This is a genomic window from Gracilimonas sp. (assembly GCF_040218225.1).
Taxonomy (GTDB): Bacteria; Bacteroidota; Rhodothermia; order Balneolales; family Balneolaceae; genus Gracilimonas.
In genome coordinates, this window is the sequence record NZ_JAVJQO010000004.1 from 22013 (window position 1) to 41148 (window position 19136).

A 19136-nucleotide genomic window follows, 5' to 3' on the forward strand; every position below is an offset into this window, starting at 1 on the left:
GTGGACACATTAAGTTTTAAAACATACTCAGCTAAACCCAGCGATATTGAAAAGAACTGGGTACTCATTGATGCTGAAGATCAGCCTTTGGGTCGCCTGAGTAGCGAAGTAGCAAAAATTTTGAGAGGTAAAACAAAGCCTACCTTCACCCCACATATGGATACAGGCGATAACGTAATTGTTATCAATGCTGAAAAGGTGAAGCTGACTGGTAAGAAAATGACGGATAAAACATACTTCCGTCACACCTTTTACCCGGGCGGAGAGCGATTTGAAACAGCAGCTGAGATGTTGGAGAAGGATCCAACTTCTTTAGTAACTACTGCTGTGAAGGGCATGCTTCCTAAAACCAAGTTGGGCAATAAAATTGCTACCAACTTGAGAGTTTATGCCGGCCCCGTACATCCGCATACTGCACAAGAACCAGAAATCATTGAGCTTTAATCAATAATGGCACAAGCGAATTACATAGGACGACGAAAAACTGCAACAGCCCGTTTGTACATCAAGCCGGGTAAAGGCGAAGTTCTCGTTAACCACAAACCCATTGAAGAATATTTTCCAGTAAAAGCACGCCGTAATATTGCGCTGTTTCCAATGAGCGTAACGGAAACTGAAGGCAAGTATGACATTAAAATCACCGTTCGCGGTGGTGGAAGTACCGGACAAGCCGGTGCGATCTCTCATGCTCTTGCACGTGCTCTGGACGGAGAGAATGAAGATCTCCACGATGTTCTTAAGGGACATGGACTTCTTACCCGAGACGACAGAATGGTAGAGCGTAAGAAATACGGTCAGCCTAAAGCTCGTAAGAAATTCCAGTTCTCTAAGCGTTAATATTTACGCGACCAATTTTTTCAAAACACAATCACACATGTGTGGCGACCCTGCGTTTGGTGTCTTGGGCTTGACTCAGGATTAACGTTCGGGGAAGACCCACACAGAGGATTAACCTAAACTTACATACTTATTACAATGCCAAAAGCTGCATCCATACAAGACCTGCTTAAGTCAGGCGCACACTTCGGTCACTTAACCCGTCGATGGAATCCAAAAATGAAGGATTTCATCTTCATGCAACGAAACGGGATTCACATCATTGACCTGAAGAAAACTCAGAAATATTTACAAGAAGCCCTCGACGAAGTTCAAAAACTTTCTCGTGCCGGTAAAACTATTCTTTTTGTAGGTACCAAAAAGCAATCTACCGAAATCATCAAAACCGAAGCGTTACGATGTGGTATGCCACACATTACGCATCGCTGGTTAGGCGGTATGCTTACCAACTTCAGTACCGTTCGCAAGAGTATTTCCCGAATGGAGGAAATTGAGCGCATGAAAACTGACGGTACTTTTGACGAGCTTACCAAGAAAGAGGGTTTGATGCTGCAACGAGAGCAGGACAAACTGAATGACACTCTTGGTGGTATTAAAAACATGGGTCGTCTTCCCGGTGCTATTTTTGTAGTAGATATTATTAAAGAGCACCTTGCCGTTAGTGAAGCGATTAAACTTCACATCCCAATCATTGCAATGGTTGATACCAACAGTGATCCGGATATTCCTGACTACATCGTTCCTTGTAATGACGACTCAGCGCGTACCATCCAGCTGGTAGCAACTCAGGTTGCCGATGCCATTATCGAAGGTTCAGCCGAGCGTGAAGCACAGCAGGAAGAAGACGTGATGGAACAAGCTGCTGCTGAAGCCAAAGGCGATGATAAAGATGACGATGTTGATGTAAAAGACGCTGCTAAAGGAACCAAATTACGTTCCCGTCGCAAGAAAAAGTCTTCTAAAAAAGATGACGACAAGAAAGCTGACAAAGCCGAAGCGAAAGCGGATGCTGACGACAGCAATGATGAAGAAGAATAAAAATTTCCAACTCCAAAAATACTATTCAGAATAATGAGCATTTCTGCTGCTGACGTAAAAAAACTTCGTGACATGACCGGAGCGGGTATGATGGACTGTAAGAAAGCCCTCTCCGAAGCAGATGGTGATTTCGACCGTGCTGTTGAAATCCTGCGTAAAAAAGGACAGCAAGTTTCCGAGAAGAGATCTGATCGTGAAGCAAATCAGGGATTGATCCTGAGCCGTATCAATGATGACAAAACCAAGGCTTGTCTGCTTGAAATTAACTGTGAAACCGATTTCGTAGCCCGAAATCAGGAATTTCAGGATGATGCTGAGTCTTTCCTAAACGCTGCTTTCGATAATGACATCGATAATGTAGACGACCTTCTGAAAATCGAGGTTAATGGCCTTACCATCGAGAAGCATCTCGAAGAAATGGTAGGCAAGATTGGTGAGAAAATTGAAATCAACAACGTTGTTTTGGTTACTACTGAAGGAACGCTGATTTCTTATATCCACCCAGGCAACCAATTAGGAGTATTGGCTGAATTTGACGGTGATCTTACGGATGATGAAATCGGTAAAGATGTTGCCATGCAGGTAGCGGCTATGAAGCCTCTTTCTGTAACCCGTGATGGTGTTGATTCTTCACTGGTAGAGAAAGAGCTTGAAATCGCTAAAGACCAGCTTCTGAACGAAGGAAAGCCTGAGCACATTGCTGAGCAAGCTGCTAAAGGCAAACTTCGTCGTTTCTATGAAGAACGTGTTCTTCTGGAACAGAAATTCGTAAAAGATAACAGCGTTTCGGTACAGCAGTACCTCGAGCAAAATGATGCTCCGCTCGTTAAGTCGTTCTACCGGCTTCAACTCGGCGAAAACGACTAATAAATTTTCTTTACATTAAGGCTGTCAAAATTGACAGCCTTTTTTTTGTCTTATAATTACTAATCGAGGAAATCGTGGGAAATAAATACAACAGAGTGCTTCTCAAGCTCAGCGGCGAGGCACTTTTAGGTGAGCAAGGGCATGGCATCGATGCCGATATTCTAAGTAGTTACGCAAAAGAAATTAAATCTATACAGGAAGCCGGTGTTCAGGTTTCTATCGTGATTGGCGGTGGGAACATCTTCCGCGGGGTGAAGGGAGCCACCCAGGGCATGGATCGCGTTCAGGGCGATTATATGGGAATGCTCGCCACCATGATAAACAGTATGGCCCTGCAGGATGCCCTGGAACAAATTGATGTACAAACCCGGCTGATGAGTGCTATCCGGATGGAAGCTATTGCAGAGCCCTATATCCGCCGCCGCGCTATCCGTCACCTCGAAAAAGGACGCGTGGTTATTTTTGGAGCCGGAACCGGAAATCCATATTTCACCACCGATACAGCCGGTTCACTTCGCGCTATTGAAATTGAAAGTGACGTGATTCTGAAAGGAACCCGTGTTGATGGTATCTATGATTCGGATCCAGAGAAAAATAAAGACGCCAAGAAATTCGATACTATAACCGGCGATGAAGTCTTAAAGCGGCGCTTATCCGTGATGGACTTAACCGCTTTCACCCTCTGCCGCGAGAACAAAACCCCGATCATTGTCTTCAACATGAATAAAGAAGGCAACCTGAAGAAGATTGTGGTGGACGGTAAAGATGAGGGAACAACCGTCGTCTGGGAGTAATTTTTTATGGAACGCGGATGATGTGGATTCTGCGGGTGTTCGCTGTTTTAAACACTTATCAGTGAAGATTCGCAGTATCTGTGATATCCGTGTTCTGTTTCAGTAGTTCAATCTTGCCCTAGTCATTCTGAATACTATGACTTAATCAAGGTAATCTTTCAATCCCTTAAATCAAGGTTCAAAACTAAGGAACCTTGATTGGCTTGATTTTTGGATAGCCATGATTGTTATTCAAAACAGAGCAGTGAGGAATTATTTGCCAAGCATTTTGTGGCAAAGATCCTTCGCTATTACCACCCCAGCCCTACTTCAACAATCTTCGGCTCGGGAAGACTCGGACTCTGCTTTTCTCTCACAACCCCGCCAATATCATTCTGAACGGAGTGAAGAATCTTCACAAGTGTACTTAGCTCTCTTACTCTTGAAGATCCTTCGGGAGTACCCTCAGGATGACTTCAACCAAAAAGGAATCGAAAAACTATTTGCGCAGCTAAGTTAACCGTGCGGTTATCGATATCATACTTGGGGTTGACCTCCGTGATTTCAAACACCCTCAGGTTCTCTTTTCGGCGGGCCTGCTGAACACATCTCATCACTTCTCTGCCAGAAAAGCCCACCGGTGAAGATGCGCTCACTCCCGGAGCATCTGAAGCCTGAATGGAATCCATGTCTAAGCCAAGGAAAAAAGGGCGATTCCCAATTTGCCCCAGAATATGCTGAAAAGCAGGACTCACTCCCTCTTTCAACACTTTCTTCAAATAGTGAACATTCACCCCCAATTCTTTTGCATTTTCCAGGTAAAAAGCTCCGTTTGATTCCGGCCGGATGCCAAACTCATAAAAACGATGCGGACTCAGGTAATGATCTTCAATCAATTTCCGATAAGGAGTACCGCTGGTCATTTCATCGGCCATACGCATATCCAGATGGGCATCAATATTAATGGCAGAAATTTCACGCTCTGTTTCAGCCAATGCTCTTACGTCCGCATAGGAAATGTCATTTCCGCCGCCCAGCACAATTACTTTCTTTCCATCCCTCAAAAACTTCGAAACTGCCGTGCTTAACCTGTTATGAATTTCTTCCAATGCATCCGGATTTTGATTGAGGTTTGGAAAATCTGTGACTTCTGAAGAATCGAACAGATCGGTACTCACATTACCGGCATCAAATAGTTTTATGGTTGACTTCTTTTCTACCTGTAGTTTATACAGCTGCTCCCGGATTTTATTAGGGGCTTCTGCTGCTCCGGTCCTTCCGTTATTTCGAAGGACACCTTCATGCTGGGGACAGCCAATCAACACATGAGTCGAATCGAAGTATTCCTTTTCTTCAAACCCTATTTCCTGCACCAGCCAGTGATCATTCTTGTCATGCGAATGCACAGACTTATACCCTTCAGGAACGGGCTTCAGAATATCTTTCAGCCTCTCGATTCCCATACCTTTTCTCCTTTTTTGATGACGGTGTGCACATGATTCTCCCCGAAAAAATAAGCCAGATCTTTATAATTGTCCGTGTCCAGTAACAGGATGTCAGCCTGGAAACCCGGAGCGATACAGCCCAGTTTATTCTTTTCTATAGCTTTTGCGCTGTTTTGGGTAGCACAGCTCAGTGCTTCTTCCACCGACATGCCCATTTTTGTACAAGCCATACTCATCAATAACTGCATAGATATAGTCATGGATGAACCGGGATTGAAGTCTGTAGCCAAAGCGACCAACGCCCCTTTGTCAATCAGTTTACGCGCCGGCGAATAAGAAATATTCAGAAAGTAGGAAACACCGGGCAACACCGTAGCAACCGTATTTGATCTTGCAATCAACTCCACATCGTCTTCACTCAACACTTCCAGGTGATCAACCGAAACAGCATCCAACTCCAGCGCCATCTTCACACCGCCAATATCATTGAATTGATTGGTGTGAATTTTAGGTTTGAGACCATGTTCGATTCCCTTTTCTAATACTTTTCGGGATTCTTCAGCCGTAAAATATCCGTCTTCACAAAATACATCACAGTAATCTGCCAGCTCAGCGATTTCCGGAATCATAGCTAATACATCTTCCAGATACTTTTCCTTAGTAGAGTTTTTAGGAACCGCATGAGCTCCTAAAAAAGTAGCCGTTAGTTCAATGGGCTGTTCTTCTTTCAGCTCGTTGATGACTTCCAGCATTTTTCTTTCGTTATCAAGATTCAGCCCATATCCACTTTTAATTTCCATGGTGGTGATTCCCTGCTTCAATGCTTTTTGCAACCGAATACGGGCTATGTTCTTTAGCTCTTCTTTGGTGGCTAATTGAGTAGCCTCAACTGTTGAAACAATTCCCCCACCCTGTTCTGCAATTTCTTCATAACTCATACCGGCTGATCGCATTGCAAATTCATCGGCACGATTCCCGCCAAATACCAAATGGGAATGAGAATCAACAAAGCCGGGAACCGCAGCCTTACCTTCAGCATCCAAAATTGTGGGATGACCTTCGACCTGTTCAAGAACCTCTGAAAGTGGGCCAACCGCTTTAATCACTCCCCCCGAAATAAACACGGAAGCATTTTCGATTACATTCAGACTGCGTAATTCCGGCCCGCGGGTGACCCCTGGCTTAGGCGTAGCAATTTGAGATATGTTTTGAATCAGAAGATCAGGCATAAATTAATCCAGGAATGGCAATTTTAGTTGATGTTCTTTCGCGCAATCGATGGCGATTTCATAACCGGCATCGGCATGACGCATAACGCCACTCGCCGGATCATTCCATAGCACACGATTCAGCCTTGCTGCTGCATCGTCGGTTCCATCGGCTACAATTACCAGTCCGGCATGTTGAGAGAATCCCATTCCCACACCTCCGCCATGATGAAAGGAAACCCAGGTTGCACCGGAAGACGTATTCAGCAGGGCATTTAGTAACGGCCAATCAGATACCGCATCCGAGCCATCTTTCATACCTTCGGTCTCCCGGTTTGGACTGGCTACCGATCCCGAATCCAGATGATCCCGACCAATAACCACCGGTGCTTTCAGTTCTCCATTCTTCACCATTTCGTTGAATGCCAGTCCAAGTTTATGGCGCTGACCCAATCCTACCCAGCAAATGCGGGAAGGCAATCCCTGAAAGTGAATCTGATCTTTGGCCATATCCAGCCAGTTGTGCAGGTGGGGATCGTCAGGTATAATCTCTTTTACTTTCTGATCGGTCTTGTAGATATCTTCCGGGTCGCCCGAAAGAGCCACCCATCGAAACGGACCAATACCCTTACAGAAAAGTGGACGAATGTACTCCGGTACAAATCCCGGAATATTAAAGGCATTTTCCACACCCTGATCATAAGCTTCCTGCCGGATGTTATTTCCATAATCAAAAACGGGGATGCCCTTTTCCTGAAAACCTAACATAGCCTGCACCTGAACCGCAATGGACTCTTTCGCTCGTTGCTCCACTTCTTTTGGGTTCGACTTTTGCTTGCTTTCCCATTCGGTAACACTCATACCCAGTGGTAAATATCCATTCAGCGGATCGTGCGCGCTCGTTTGATCCGTTACCGCATCCGGCATAATTTTTCGATCCAATAGTTTAGGATAAATGTCTGCCGCATTTCCGTGAAGGCCAACGGTAACTGGCTTTTTCTCTTCCACTGACTGGTTTATGATTTCAAGTGCCTCTTCCAGTGAAGTTGCTTTTCTGTCTACGTACCCGGTTCGGATGCGCATATCAATCCGGTCTTCCCGGCATTCTACCGCAAGCATACTGGCACCAGCCATCTTGGCTGCCAGCGGCTGAGCACCACCCATTCCCCCGAGTCCACCCGTAAGAACCCATTTACAAGATAAATCCCCACCAAAATGCTTTTTACCCATTGCCACAAAGGTCTCATAAGTTCCCTGAACAATACCCTGACTTCCGATATAAATCCATGAACCGGCCGTCATCTGTCCGTACATCATCAGGCCTTTTTTATCAAGCTCGTTGAAATGATCCCAGTTCGCCCATTTGGGAACCAAGTTGGAATTAGCAATCAAGACCCGGGGTGCGTCCTTATGCGTTTGAAATATCCCGACTGGCTTGCCAGACTGAACCAGCAGGGTTTCCTCATCACTCATGGACTTCAGGGATTCCAGTATTTTATCGAAGCTTTCCCAATTTCGGGCAGCGCGGCCAATGCCGCCATATACAACTAATTCTTCCGGCTTTTCAGCTACATCGGGATCCAGGTTATTCTGAATCATACGGAAAGGAGCTTCCGTCAGCCAGCTTTTACAGTTCAGATTGGTTCCCGTTGGTGCTTTAATTGTTCTTCCCATCTCCATCTGGTTTTATTCCTATAATCAACTCCACGGCAGGAATGTACAGGATTTTGAGGGAAGACTCATATTCAGAAACACGATTTCAAAAACACTTTGAAAACAATTTCTTATTAAAATTTGTAACGAATGGGTTTGTTTTAACTCTCTTTAGGTGGGTACTCTAATAAATTCGGGCTTTTATGACACGACTTTTATCAAAATTCTTTCTTTTGGGGTTGATGATATTTCTTTCATTCTCTATACAACAATCCAAGGCCCAAGTTGTGATAAAAGATAAAGTCGAGATAAAGCCCGTCGGTCAACAAACTCTAGCTCCTGGTACTGAATCTGCTGTATCAGGGCCAAATTCATTTTATTATCCTGTTTTACGACGCGTTGACTATGGAAAGTATGTAGTGGTAAAGTCCGGCGAATTGAAATTCTACTTTAAAGAGGCAACAAGTTACGGGATAGAAAATGCTGACGACCTTGTACTCACCTATTCCATTAATGGACCAAATTTCAATACTCAGGATTCTATAAAAATAGCCGATATACTCGGAGACCCAATTATTATAAAGGAAAATGCTGACATCTCATGTTCTGAAACCCAAATGTATTTTAGTCCAAATCTGAGTTATGGGGTATCACCAACCGATGATACATTTATAGTACACAGTGAGCCTGGCCAAACGCCCAACACCCAAAACTTTGGGGATGACCAACGATTAGTTGCAACCGGACACTACAACCCTTCCGATCATCCCGACTCTGCTAACACATCCACTTATATCAAGTATGGTATTGGACAACTTGAAACTAATGCTGAACTTGAAGAAGCAATTTTTTCAATTATAGCTGAGATAAGCGGAACAAAGACTAATGGAAATTTCAGAATCTATAAAGTAAATGGTTATTGGGATGAAGAAAGTCTTAGTTATGCAACAAGACCAGCAACCTACCTGCCTGCTACAACTACCTTAACACCCGATGACATTCTAGAAGTTGATGGAGTAGGGTATGACTACTCAAAGGGTATTACTTCATTAGTAAATGACTGGATAAATGGTAACACAGATGATCATGGGATAAGAATATCCTCAGATAGCAGTCATTATTTTGTTAGCAAAGACAACCTGTTTGAGGCTACTTCGCAGTCAACGATTACCCTTAATCTTACCAACAATGCCAGCACCCAGAGTTCGCCTGTATTATCCCTTGGCTATGTAGAAGCCGGAGACACTCTAAGCCTAGACTATTTGGATTATGACGTCGCTTTGAATCATGTTTTTACAACAAATCCTGCTGATGCTGAAGAAATAGTTTCTTTTGGGGAAAGGACAAATTGCCAAACAGACAATGGTTTAAGTTTTTACCCCTTCATAGAAGAAGATACTACACAGGCTCCCTACTTTGAGTTTGTATTGAACAGAGACCTGGAATTAACCGATCTCGACATAGACACTACTCAATACATCTATTACCAGGATGTTTATATAGAACCGAGAATTAAATTTGATAACGGGAGTTCTCCCATTCCCGAATTCCTGTTCGACTTTTCTTACCGAATGGAGCTCTATGATGTACCATCAGTGGCGTTATCCAATTCATCTCAGGAAAGGTTCGTAGCACTTTTGGATGGCGATCCGGATGGAGGCGAAGCCCTTTATGACGACGCCGGAGCAGATATTCTGGTCCTTAACCGCCCGGAAACACAAGGAAAAAAATTCAAGCTGCGGGTAATGGGAGAATTCAAAAAGGGATTCACCCTTGGAAAAGGCAAACCGGGTGACTATAGCACTTCAGAAGTTAAAGATGCAGTACAAGAAATTTTCCCGGGTAAAGCCGTAAGCAATATTGCATCCGATCCATACTGCGGGCTAACGGAAGCGTATGTTTCCAGAAATGGGGTGTTTGTAAATTGCTTTGAGTTTACGATTGGGAGTAGTTCCGAATTAGTTGTAAAGGGTCAGCCAGAAACTATAGCCCCTGCTGATACCACGCTCATTGCTTTGAACTATATCGATGGAAATGGTGACACCCTTAACTTTCCATCCGACCAGATGTTTTCTACAGGTATTGACGAAGCCCATCAGCAGTTTGGAACCTTGTTGACTCCTGATGAAACAGATACAGCTGATGTATTTCAGGAAACCTTTCAGGGATTTAGCTTCATCGCAAGCCCCACCTCTCCTGATACCACAATTCCTGTAATTGTTACTACAGATTTTAATGGACAAACACTCATTGATACTGCTCAAATAACCATACGTTCGGAATCTTTGGAGATCATGCTCGGAGAATCAAAATACTTTTATACCGCGGAAGATCCTGAGGATAACACCAAGCTGCTGATCAAAGAATTAGAAATAGATGCACAATCCGAAGACCCCGTAACCCTGCCTTCCGGTGGTTTAGCCGATGCTTTTTCCAGTGACGATCTCATTGAAGTGATTTCCGGTGGAAAGTCGGGAGTATATTGGGAACGGAAACGGGCTTTGATTGACAACAACGGCTCTATAACCGTACAGGATTTGCCCGATGGAATAGTACGTGTCATAGGCCGGTATTGGGAAGACGGGAAGGATTACAAAGTGAAATTGAAGGCCTCTTCCGGAAGTCGTATCGGGAAGTTGAAAATTACGGTGGTGAAGCCAGATAAGTTGGGTGAAAATGACAATCAGCGCATTTATACCGATGCTCTTGAAAGTGAGTATAACCTTGACAGCCTATCTATAGCCTACGGTGGTAGAACCGGAATGCCGCCACAGTTTCTAAAGGGTATTATCTCACAAGAATCATCCCGGCTTGCTTCTTATAGATATGAGCCAGGTACAGATTTAAAGTACAACGCATGGAGATCTGGTCGCTATGCTGAATCTGACTCAGTAGTTTCAAGTAGTATGCAAGATAACCAGTATTGGATAACTGATGAGAATGATGAAGGAGATCCTGCGATTCCATTAAATCATATAGTTAACGAACAACAAGGTAATAATGGTCGTTATCCAGGGTATAATGGAACAATGTATGATTTGTTTAACCAGAATAGAGAAACCGAGATAAATAGAAGAGATCAGGTAATCATTCAATTAGAAAGTTTTAGAATTCAAGCTTATGACCAATTAACGTTGATTGGCAATCCTAGTTCTGAAGAGGTTGAGAATTTAGCTCAAGATTTATTGAGTGAGTGGCTGCAAAATACCTACAGAGGAGGGCTCTCAAATATTGCTAAACAAACCAGAATAATAGCCTCCTATGGTCCTATGCAGTTGATCTATCTATACGCCTATTATGATGGTGGATTTCCCGTAAACGATAGCAATTACCCGGAATATTTGAATGATGATGTTGATCTGGCTTTAGATTATTCAATACGTTTTTATATCCGAAATAAGTTTAATCCGACTACTTTTTCCACTAATAACGTAAGGTTTTCGGTAGCATCCAACTGGCCAAATGGATTCGAAGAATCTTTAAAAAGAGCTGCTAATGCCTACAATGGAAAATCCGGGGCTGATGCAGAAACATGGCATTATGGAAAAGAGGTATGGCTAAAGGCACTAAATTATCTACCAAGCAAATGAAAATGATCATGAACTATGTAAAAATTCTAAGCTTCACCTTTCTATTTACCGTTGTTTTTTCCACAGTAATATGGGCTCAGTCTGACTATTTCAACCAATTTAAAGACCCAATCGAAACCCAGTTAGAGCAAAGCCTGAACCGGGCATATACGTTGGAACAGGTGTACGAAGTCAATGAATTCGTTGGGTCAACAAGAGTAAGCACCTATCCGCTGGACGTTCCCTATGGTACGTTATCGGACTACGTATTATTTGCTGCCCGAAATGAAACAACTAATTGGGTTTTTGGGCTATTTAAAAATGGAGCTGTGGAGTGGCATACACCCGAAGCGCTACAATGCAGCGATATCAAAGTATATGGCAGTATGGATCTAAACCTCGATGGTCAAGTTGATATTATGGTCAACTGCGCCTTATTTGGTAGGGACAATTTTAGGGGATTCATGTATATCTATTCATGGAATGGGATTCAGGCTGAACTCATTAGCCATATTGAAAACACCCAGGGGGGGGCTCAAAATACCATTGAAACGTATGAGGCCGATTCATTTGGGGTTTTGGATTTAAATGGAGACGGCATTATGGAAATTAGGGGACTTGACAGAGATGATCCCGACCAAAGGAGCTACTGGAGCTGGAATGGGAGTGCATATGGGAACTGGTCAACCACACCTTCTCCACCCTCAGAAGGTTTCTATCCTGCGGATATGGCTGAGGGAGAAGTTGAAGCCCAGATCGCTAAAACTGATACAGGATTTACCTATCAATACACCATTATAAGTAGTCCATCAAGTAAAAGAAGAATTACGGAATTATTCATTGATCACGGAAAACCCGAAAAGGTCGGCAATCCACCTATGGGGTGGAGGTTCAATGGAGTAGGGTTATCAAAATACCCCTTTAATTGGAAATATGACGGTGATAATACAAAATTTATGATTAGTCCGGGAGATTCTTTATCCGAATTTGAACTTTATTCCAACACTCCACCAAGAGTCTACAATTCTTATATCCGTTCTGAGCATAAGTTACCAGATTATAATATTGCCTTCTCGGTTGAAAAATATTTGATAGACATTCGCACCAACAGCCATAAAGGCATTACTCTGGCGCCCGGGCCTGACTTGACCGGGTTCAATAATAATCAGTTAACCGATTCCCTGTACAATTTCTTAGGTCGCTCCTGCTCCGAACTTGGCTGGGCCACTGACTCTACCGTGTGCGGCCAACTGGAGCAGCAGGTGAACGATGTCGGGGATTTTCTTTCTGCTCAGGACACCGTACAAGCCGCCAATGCTTTAAAAGAGTTCATTGATCTGGTGGAAGCCGAAAAAGACGCCAGCCTCACCAGCGAGGGATATGCCCTGTTGTATTATAATGCCCAGTACCTGGCGGCCCGTCTTCCGGAGCCCGGTCCGGCCTCCGGGATTACCTGCGGGTGCAATAACCCCGTAACTCAGTCTTCAGGCACCATTACTATCCGGAATGGAGAAACAAAATGCCTGAATACTTCTTTTTCTGGCTCCGTGTTCTTTGAATCCGGCGGTACATTAAACGTATGCAGCACTGCGAGCCTTCAAAATATTTATGGCAATCAGCCCGGACAAATTAATGTGAGCGAATCCGGGGATGTGACGGTCGGCAACTGGAATAATAATTACGCCGAAGATGGATTAACCAACTGGGGAACAACGGTGTTTTCAAATCAGGCTACCGTCAATAACGGCTCCCTGACCAATCATGGAGGCATGATGGTGAATGGTGGACTGAACCAAAACAACGGTTTGATAACAAACCATGGACAACTTGAAGTTGGCAACGACCTGAATATTAATACTTCCGGTAATGCTAATACAGGTTCGCTTACCGTGGAAGGCCGGTTTACTCTCAACAGCGGTAGTTTCCAGAATGAATGCCACATGCAGGCCGGTTCATTTATGATCAATGGTTTGCTTGATAATTCGGCCGGCTCCTCCGTTATTTCCGGCGGGCAATTAACACTTAACTCCAGCGGAGAAATTATGTTGGCTGGCGGTAAAGCCATGCTTTCGGTGGGAAGTGCTATGCTCAACGGAACGGTAACTTCTGAAGGAGAAAACCTTTTTGTCTCGCAAAATATGATCAATTACAACTCGGGGGCGTCTATTAATGCTGCTGGTCAGCCTTTGTATGTGGTTGCCCCAAACCTCAGTAGCCTCACCCAGGATTTTGCAGTCGCTGATGGTTCAGTCTTGGTAATTCCTGCTACGACCTGCAACCCTCAGGGATATAATGTTTCCGGAAATTAATGAATCAGGAGCCTGTCATGAATTATTTTAAATCCATTGTTTCGGCACTAGCATGTATTTTGTACCTGGGATTTTTGAGTACCTCACCAGCCTTGGCACAGGTATATGATATTCCGTTTGGCAGTAAAGGAAATACCATCGAATTGGAGGTAGTTAATTCCGGAGAGCAAAGCGGCTCGGATTTAAAAGTGGTGGTTACAGAGATTCCTGATTGGATCCAAATAAATCAAACCGAACTATCAATTAACAGTCTTTCTCCGCAACAAACTCATACCGCCGTTTTCACCTTTGATGCCAGCGAACAAGCAAAAGTCGGGCAGACGGCTCCACTAACATTTCATATCCTGGAGAACGGCAAAGCAATTGGAACCCGGGAATATTCCCTCAGAAGCGAAGCACCGGCAACCTTTGAGTTATTCAATAATTATCCCAACCCGTTTAATCCTGCCACCACTATTTCTTATCAGCTGCCGGAAGCGATGGAAGTGAAAATCCTTATCTATAATATTTTGGGACAACAGGTAGCCACACTTATAAATACAAATCAGGAGCCAGGGAAATATGCTTTCCGGTGGGATGCTTCTGCTCAATCAAGCGGTATGTATTTATATCGTTTCCAGGGAACGGCACAAAGCGGAAAAACCTATATCGATGAACAAAAAATGCTGCTTATAAAGTAGAGCCTAAGGGAAGACTCATCCCTTCTAATTCTCTGCTTCTATGTCCGCAAACTCGCTGAAGCTTTGATCTAGGTAAGCATCAGTACCTACAAATTCGAGGATCTGCAGATACATTTCTTCCGGAATAAACCCAGGCTGACCGGCTATAATCTCACCTTCTGAATCAAAGAAAATGAAGGTAGGTGTTCCAGTGATTCTCATCGCACGGCTGAACTGAATCTGGGTCATCTCCTGATCGCGGAACGTCAGCTTTTCATCTGACTCAATATCCATCCACACGGAATAGAAGTGCTCGTTGGTGATTTCCTGTACGGATTCCTGCGTAAACACTTCTTTTTCCATCTTCTTACAATAGGTGCACCATACAGCATTCGCATACACCAGCACTTTTTTATCATTTTGCTCAGCCAGTTCCAGTGCTTCCTCAAGAGGCTTCCAGTCAAACATATCAGGTCGGTTCTGAGCCTTTGCCATAGAGATAGCCGTGATATAAATCAGAAATACAGAAAAAATCTTATTGATCATGAATATGGTTTTAAATGGTACACTCTTTTGATGAATCCAACGGAAGTTCTATTACGGAAAGTGTAATATTAAATTACATTTTAATTCATTAAAAAAAGAAATTGAGTCATTCCCGTGAAAACGGGAATCTTATTGTCGACAGTAACTCGCGTTCAATGCCTATCCAAACAACTTGATTTCGGGCGTACGCCGCGAAATGACCGGCTAGTAACACAGAGATGAACCCTTATCTTAATCACTTGTTGTTTTTCTAAGATAAGGCTAATTCCAGGTCCGAAATAATATCATCCGGATGTTCCAGCCCTACACTTAACCGGATCAGGTTATCCGGCGTCGGTGATTCTTCCCCCTCGCTGCTTTTTCGGTGCTCCCAGATGCTTTCAATGCCCCCCAGACTGGTAGCCGCCTTAATCATTTCAGCTTTAGAAACAACTTTAATAGCATCTTCAGCCGTTCCCTTAATCAAAAATGAAATCATCCCTCCAAAATCATCCATTTGGGATTTTGCTATTTCATGTCCGGGGTGAGATTCTAATCCGGGATAGTAGACCACTTCTATTTTGGAGCGATCATTCAGAAACCGGGCTATTTTCCGGGCATTTTCGTTATGTGCTCTCATCCGGTAGGGAAAAGAACGAATACTACGGCTCAGCAGCCAGCAATCCTGAGGAGAAGGAACCGCTCCCTGCACCACTTGTATGGTTCTGATATGCTCAAATAGTTTCTCATTTCCTTTTGTAACCACCGCACCTCCTAAAATATCGCTATGTCCGCCCAGGTATTTTGTGGTAGAATGAATGACCACATCTGCTCCAAGTTCCAGCGGTCGCATATTGAAAGGCGTGGGCCAGGTATTATCCACAGCAGCAATCGCACCGTGTTTTTTGGCCCTCTTGCTGACCTCTACTACATCGGTAATCAGTAGTCTGGGATTTGATGGCGTTTCCATCCAAACCAGTTTTGTGTTTTTCTTCAGGGATGATGAAACCATCTCCAAATCCGTCATGTCAATAAAATCTACCTCGAGGTTCCAGCGCTCGGCAAATTCCCAGATCAGCTTGCGGGTGCCGAAATATACATCCTCGGGAACCAGCACATGCGCTCCCGATTCCATTGACTGAAACACCGACGATATGGCTGCGATCCCGGACGAAAAAGCCGCACAATGATCACCACTTTCCAAATCCCTTATTACATTCTCGAGCTGAGCACGATTTGGGTTCGAATGACGGGTGTATTTCCAGTCGTCTTCCTGTCGGTCTGTTTTCCGATGCTCGTAAATGGTAGACATTTCAATTCCGGGGACAATCGGTTCATTTTCACCCTTCTGCTTTTTCATACTACCATGAATGGCTATGGTCTCAATATGCTTTTTCATTGCTGATCTAAACTTTTCTGATTCAGTTTAAAATAAACAAAACTCTGGCACTCTCCGATTTGTTATCACAAGTAAAGTTTCCAAAAATTTCTAATGAATACAGCTAATTCGCCGATAAATGAACAAAATCAGAAATCAATGCAGACTGACTATTTTCGTTTGATTTTGGCCTGTGGTTTTGTTTCTATAGTCATCTGCTTTCTACTAAACAGGCTGAGGTAAAAAAATATACTGTTGGTCGGTTTCATCATTTTTTATTGAATAAGGTTTAATGACAAAGCTTTGGGAAAATTATAAACTGAGGGTGCGAAAAAACTGCATGGGCAGCGTTACGCGTTCTGATGGGTTAGATTATTGGCGGAATAAATTATTTGCCAATATTATCTTTTACCTTTTTCCTTTAGGATTGACGGTCCTCATTGCTTCCGCTTTCGTGGTTTACTCACTTAATATTTGGTTTCTGACCATTGCATATATCGCTTTTGGTTTAGTCATTACCATTATCGCCTTGTTTCGAGGACTTAAAATCACCCATCGAAAATACCTTTTCATGACGCTCATTTATTCGGTTGCAACCATACTTATTTTCTTTATGGGAGAACTTGGAGCCGGACTTACTTACTTATTTGGAGCTACTGTATTTTCATTATTGATATTGCCCGCGAAAGCAGGTGTACTTACCATCTTCATCAATATTTTCATCTGCCTGATTCAAGCGGCCTTCATTCATAATCAGCTTGTGGATTATCCTCTCCGTGAAAGTCATCAGGTAGCTTCATGGCTGGCTATATCAGTCAATTCCATTTTACTGAGTATTGTTGCAGTGGTTTTTATGCCTAAACTCTTCAGCGGACTCCAGGAAACCATAGAAGTACAAAAAGATTTAAAACAAAATCTGTTGAATCATCAGGATGAACTGGAGAATTCCCTGAAAGAGAAGAATATATTGCTTGCTGAAATTCATCATCGTGTTAAAAATAATCTGGCGGTGATTTCAGGGATGTTGCAAATACAGTCTTTTAAAGAAACGGATGATCGTATTCAGAAAAAGCTACTCGACAGTACGCTTCGAATTAAGTCGATGGCAAATATCCACGAGCAGCTTTATCAATCCAACAGTTTTTCAAATATGGACTTTGACTCGGGGCTAAGAAATCTGGTTCATACCATTCTTGAAACGCTGGATAATCATTCCAAAATTGAACCTGAATTTAATATCGAGCCTATAAATCTAAATATAAATCAGGCCGTGCCGTGTTGTTTGATTGTTAATGAAGTGTTGACCAATTCAATCAAGCATGCATTCACTGATAAACAGTCTGGATTGATTTCCATCAATCTCCATAAAAACAGACAGCACATTACGCTGAAAATTATGGATAATGGAGTTGGATTTACTGAAAATACTGAGCAACAAAATCAGGATTCCCTGGGCATGGTTTTAATCCAAACTCTGGCTCAACAACTAGAAGCCGAGTATGAGTACAGATCCAGAGAATCAGAGAATGGGGTTCTATTCAATTTAACCTTCAAGCTTATAGATATATCAGATGACCACCTTTCCTGATCAGCTTCCTTTTCTGAGCGCTTTTATTCGCTCTAACACCGGTGGGTGCGAATAGTTCAGAAAAACATAGAAAGAATGAGGAGTCAGGTTACTCAGGTTGTCTTTGGATAGTTGTTTTAGCGTTGAAACCATACTCTCAGGTTCACCGGTTGTTACTGCCGCGAATGCGTCGGCTTCAAATTCATGCTTACGCGAAATCATCTGCATAAACACAGATAATATCATATCAATAGGAGCGTACAGCATCCCAAAGAAAATCAGACCAGCATATACTGACATTTGCTCCATATAAAAAGCATCAAACAGTCCCTGTGCATTCAGAAATACGGAAAGCAAAAAGAACAGCACTCCTGTCTGGGCTACGCTGGTAATCATCCCTTTGATAATGTGCTTTTTCTTGTAATGACCGATCTCATGAGCCAACACCGCCACTAATTCCTGAACGGTGTGATTTTCGATCAGCGTATCGTAGAGAGCAACCCTTTTATTTTTTCCAAAGCCTGTAAAAAAGGCATTGGATTTACTCGAGCGCCGGGAACCATCAATCACAAATAAACCCTGAAGCGGAAAATCTACTTTCTCGGTATAATCTTCGATGGCAGTTCGTAACTCGCCCTCCTCAAGCAGAGTGAATTTGTTGAATAGCGGCATGATCCATGTCGGTGCCACATACTGCATAATCAATGTAAAGGCTGTTACCGCTCCCCAGGCATATAGCCAGGCTAAGTCTCCGGCATACATAAAAAACCACAAGATACCTGCCAGAAGGGGTGTTCCTATCAGCAGGCCAAGCCCCAGCCCTTTTACCATATCCAGAACGAATGTTTTTGGAGTCGTTTTGTTGAATCCGAATCGCTCTTCAATCACAAAGGTGGAATAAATACTAAAAGGCAGATTCAGGATGGTTTTGGCCATCAATAAAATCCCGATGTAGATAAGCCCGGTAATCAGCTCCCCAAAACCCCAAGCCCGTACAATTTGATCCAGCCAGTTGAAACCACCGGAAAACCAAAAACCTAAAACCAGCGCCAGGTCAAAACCACCAGTAAGAAACCCAAATTTTGTTCTGACTTTCGTGTATTGCTGTGACTTGGCATACGTCTCTTCATCATATACTCCTTCAAATTCATCCGGCAGCTTTTTTGACAGAGATTTAAGATTCAGATAGTTGGACGTGATATCAAGAATAAAGTCGACAGCAATGGTTGCCAGTATAATAATAGCGTAAATATTCACAGATAATACTTTTTGAGTTCAGGCTAAAAATAGTCTGGCTAAAGATACTGA

Annotated in this window: 15 protein-coding genes; 9 read left to right on the forward strand and 6 right to left on the reverse strand. The window is 43.2% G+C overall.

Annotated features, from left to right (window positions below; all coding sequences use genetic code 11):
* The 5 genes from rplM to pyrH all read left to right on the forward strand — a co-directional run bounded on the left by rplM (position 1) and on the right by pyrH (position 3536).
* Positions 1–444 carry a 50S ribosomal protein L13 gene (gene rplM, locus RIB15_RS04070; RefSeq protein ID WP_255134561.1) on the forward strand — a complete coding sequence of 148 codons (444 nt, stop codon included), beginning with the start codon at positions 1–3 and terminating at the stop codon, positions 442–444.
* A gap of 6 nt (positions 445–450) precedes the next feature.
* The gene (gene rpsI / locus RIB15_RS04075; RefSeq protein ID WP_350200874.1) at positions 451–837 is read left to right on the forward strand and encodes a 30S ribosomal protein S9; all 387 of its coding nucleotides are present in this window, start codon (positions 451–453) and stop codon (positions 835–837) included.
* Between the two features lie 138 nt (positions 838–975).
* Positions 976–1875, forward strand: a complete 900-nt coding sequence (gene rpsB, locus RIB15_RS04080; RefSeq protein WP_350200875.1) for a 30S ribosomal protein S2 — start codon at positions 976–978, stop codon at positions 1873–1875.
* A gap of 33 nt (positions 1876–1908) precedes the next feature.
* Complete coding sequence (gene tsf / locus RIB15_RS04085) at positions 1909–2742, forward strand: translation elongation factor Ts (RefSeq protein WP_350200876.1); 834 nt, start codon at positions 1909–1911, stop codon at positions 2740–2742.
* 74 nt (positions 2743–2816) lie between these two features.
* Positions 2817–3536, forward strand: a complete 720-nt coding sequence (gene pyrH / locus RIB15_RS04090) for a UMP kinase (protein ID WP_350200877.1) — start codon at positions 2817–2819, stop codon at positions 3534–3536.
* A gap of 455 nt (positions 3537–3991) precedes the next feature.
* Here the strand turns inward: pyrH and RIB15_RS04095 are convergent, their stop codons facing one another.
* The 3 genes from RIB15_RS04095 to hutU are packed head-to-tail and all read right to left on the reverse strand — an operon-like array spanning position 3992 to position 7842.
* Complete coding sequence (locus tag RIB15_RS04095) at positions 3992–4978, reverse strand: formimidoylglutamase (RefSeq protein ID WP_350200878.1); 987 nt, start codon at positions 4976–4978, stop codon at positions 3992–3994.
* Positions 4960–6189 (reverse strand): imidazolonepropionase, encoded by a 1230-nt coding sequence (gene hutI / locus RIB15_RS04100; protein ID WP_350200879.1) that lies wholly within the window; start codon positions 6187–6189, stop codon positions 4960–4962. Before hutI ends, RIB15_RS04095 begins: the two co-directional genes overlap by 19 nt.
* A gap of 3 nt (positions 6190–6192) precedes the next feature.
* On the reverse strand, positions 6193–7842 hold the full coding sequence (gene hutU / locus RIB15_RS04105; protein WP_502881335.1) for a urocanate hydratase: 1650 nt from the start codon (positions 7840–7842) through the stop codon (positions 6193–6195).
* Between the two features lie 266 nt (positions 7843–8108).
* On the opposite strand from hutU, the gene RIB15_RS04110 reads away from it, so the two are divergent.
* The 3 genes from RIB15_RS04110 to RIB15_RS04120 are packed head-to-tail and all read left to right on the forward strand — an operon-like array spanning position 8109 to position 14379.
* Complete coding sequence (locus tag RIB15_RS04110) at positions 8109–11411, forward strand: DNRLRE domain-containing protein (RefSeq protein ID WP_350200881.1); 3303 nt, start codon at positions 8109–8111, stop codon at positions 11409–11411.
* Positions 11375–13699 carry an FIMAH domain-containing protein gene (locus tag RIB15_RS04115; RefSeq protein ID WP_350200882.1) on the forward strand — a complete coding sequence of 775 codons (2325 nt, stop codon included), beginning with the start codon at positions 11375–11377 and terminating at the stop codon, positions 13697–13699. The genes RIB15_RS04110 and RIB15_RS04115 overlap by 37 nt, the downstream gene beginning before the upstream one ends.
* 17 nt (positions 13700–13716) lie before the next feature.
* Complete coding sequence (locus RIB15_RS04120) at positions 13717–14379, forward strand: T9SS type A sorting domain-containing protein (RefSeq protein WP_350200883.1); 663 nt, start codon at positions 13717–13719, stop codon at positions 14377–14379.
* A gap of 24 nt (positions 14380–14403) precedes the next feature.
* On the opposite strand, the gene RIB15_RS04125 is transcribed toward RIB15_RS04120, so the two are convergent.
* Complete coding sequence (locus RIB15_RS04125) at positions 14404–14904, reverse strand: thioredoxin family protein (RefSeq protein ID WP_350200884.1); 501 nt, start codon at positions 14902–14904, stop codon at positions 14404–14406.
* Between the two features lie 250 nt (positions 14905–15154).
* Positions 15155–16282 (reverse strand): trans-sulfuration enzyme family protein, encoded by a 1128-nt coding sequence (locus RIB15_RS04130; protein WP_350200885.1) that lies wholly within the window; start codon positions 16280–16282, stop codon positions 15155–15157.
* A 319-nt stretch (positions 16283–16601) separates the two neighbouring features.
* Here RIB15_RS04130 and RIB15_RS04135 point away from each other — a divergent pair, with 319 nt between their 5' ends.
* Positions 16602–17849, forward strand: a complete 1248-nt coding sequence (locus RIB15_RS04135) for a sensor histidine kinase (protein WP_350200886.1) — start codon at positions 16602–16604, stop codon at positions 17847–17849.
* On the opposite strand, the gene RIB15_RS04140 is transcribed toward RIB15_RS04135, so the two are convergent.
* Positions 17850–19085, reverse strand: coding sequence for a M48 family metallopeptidase (locus RIB15_RS04140; protein WP_350200887.1), 1236 nt, complete (start codon positions 19083–19085; stop codon positions 17850–17852). It lies immediately after the preceding gene.
* Between the last annotated feature and the right edge of the window lie 51 nt (positions 19086–19136).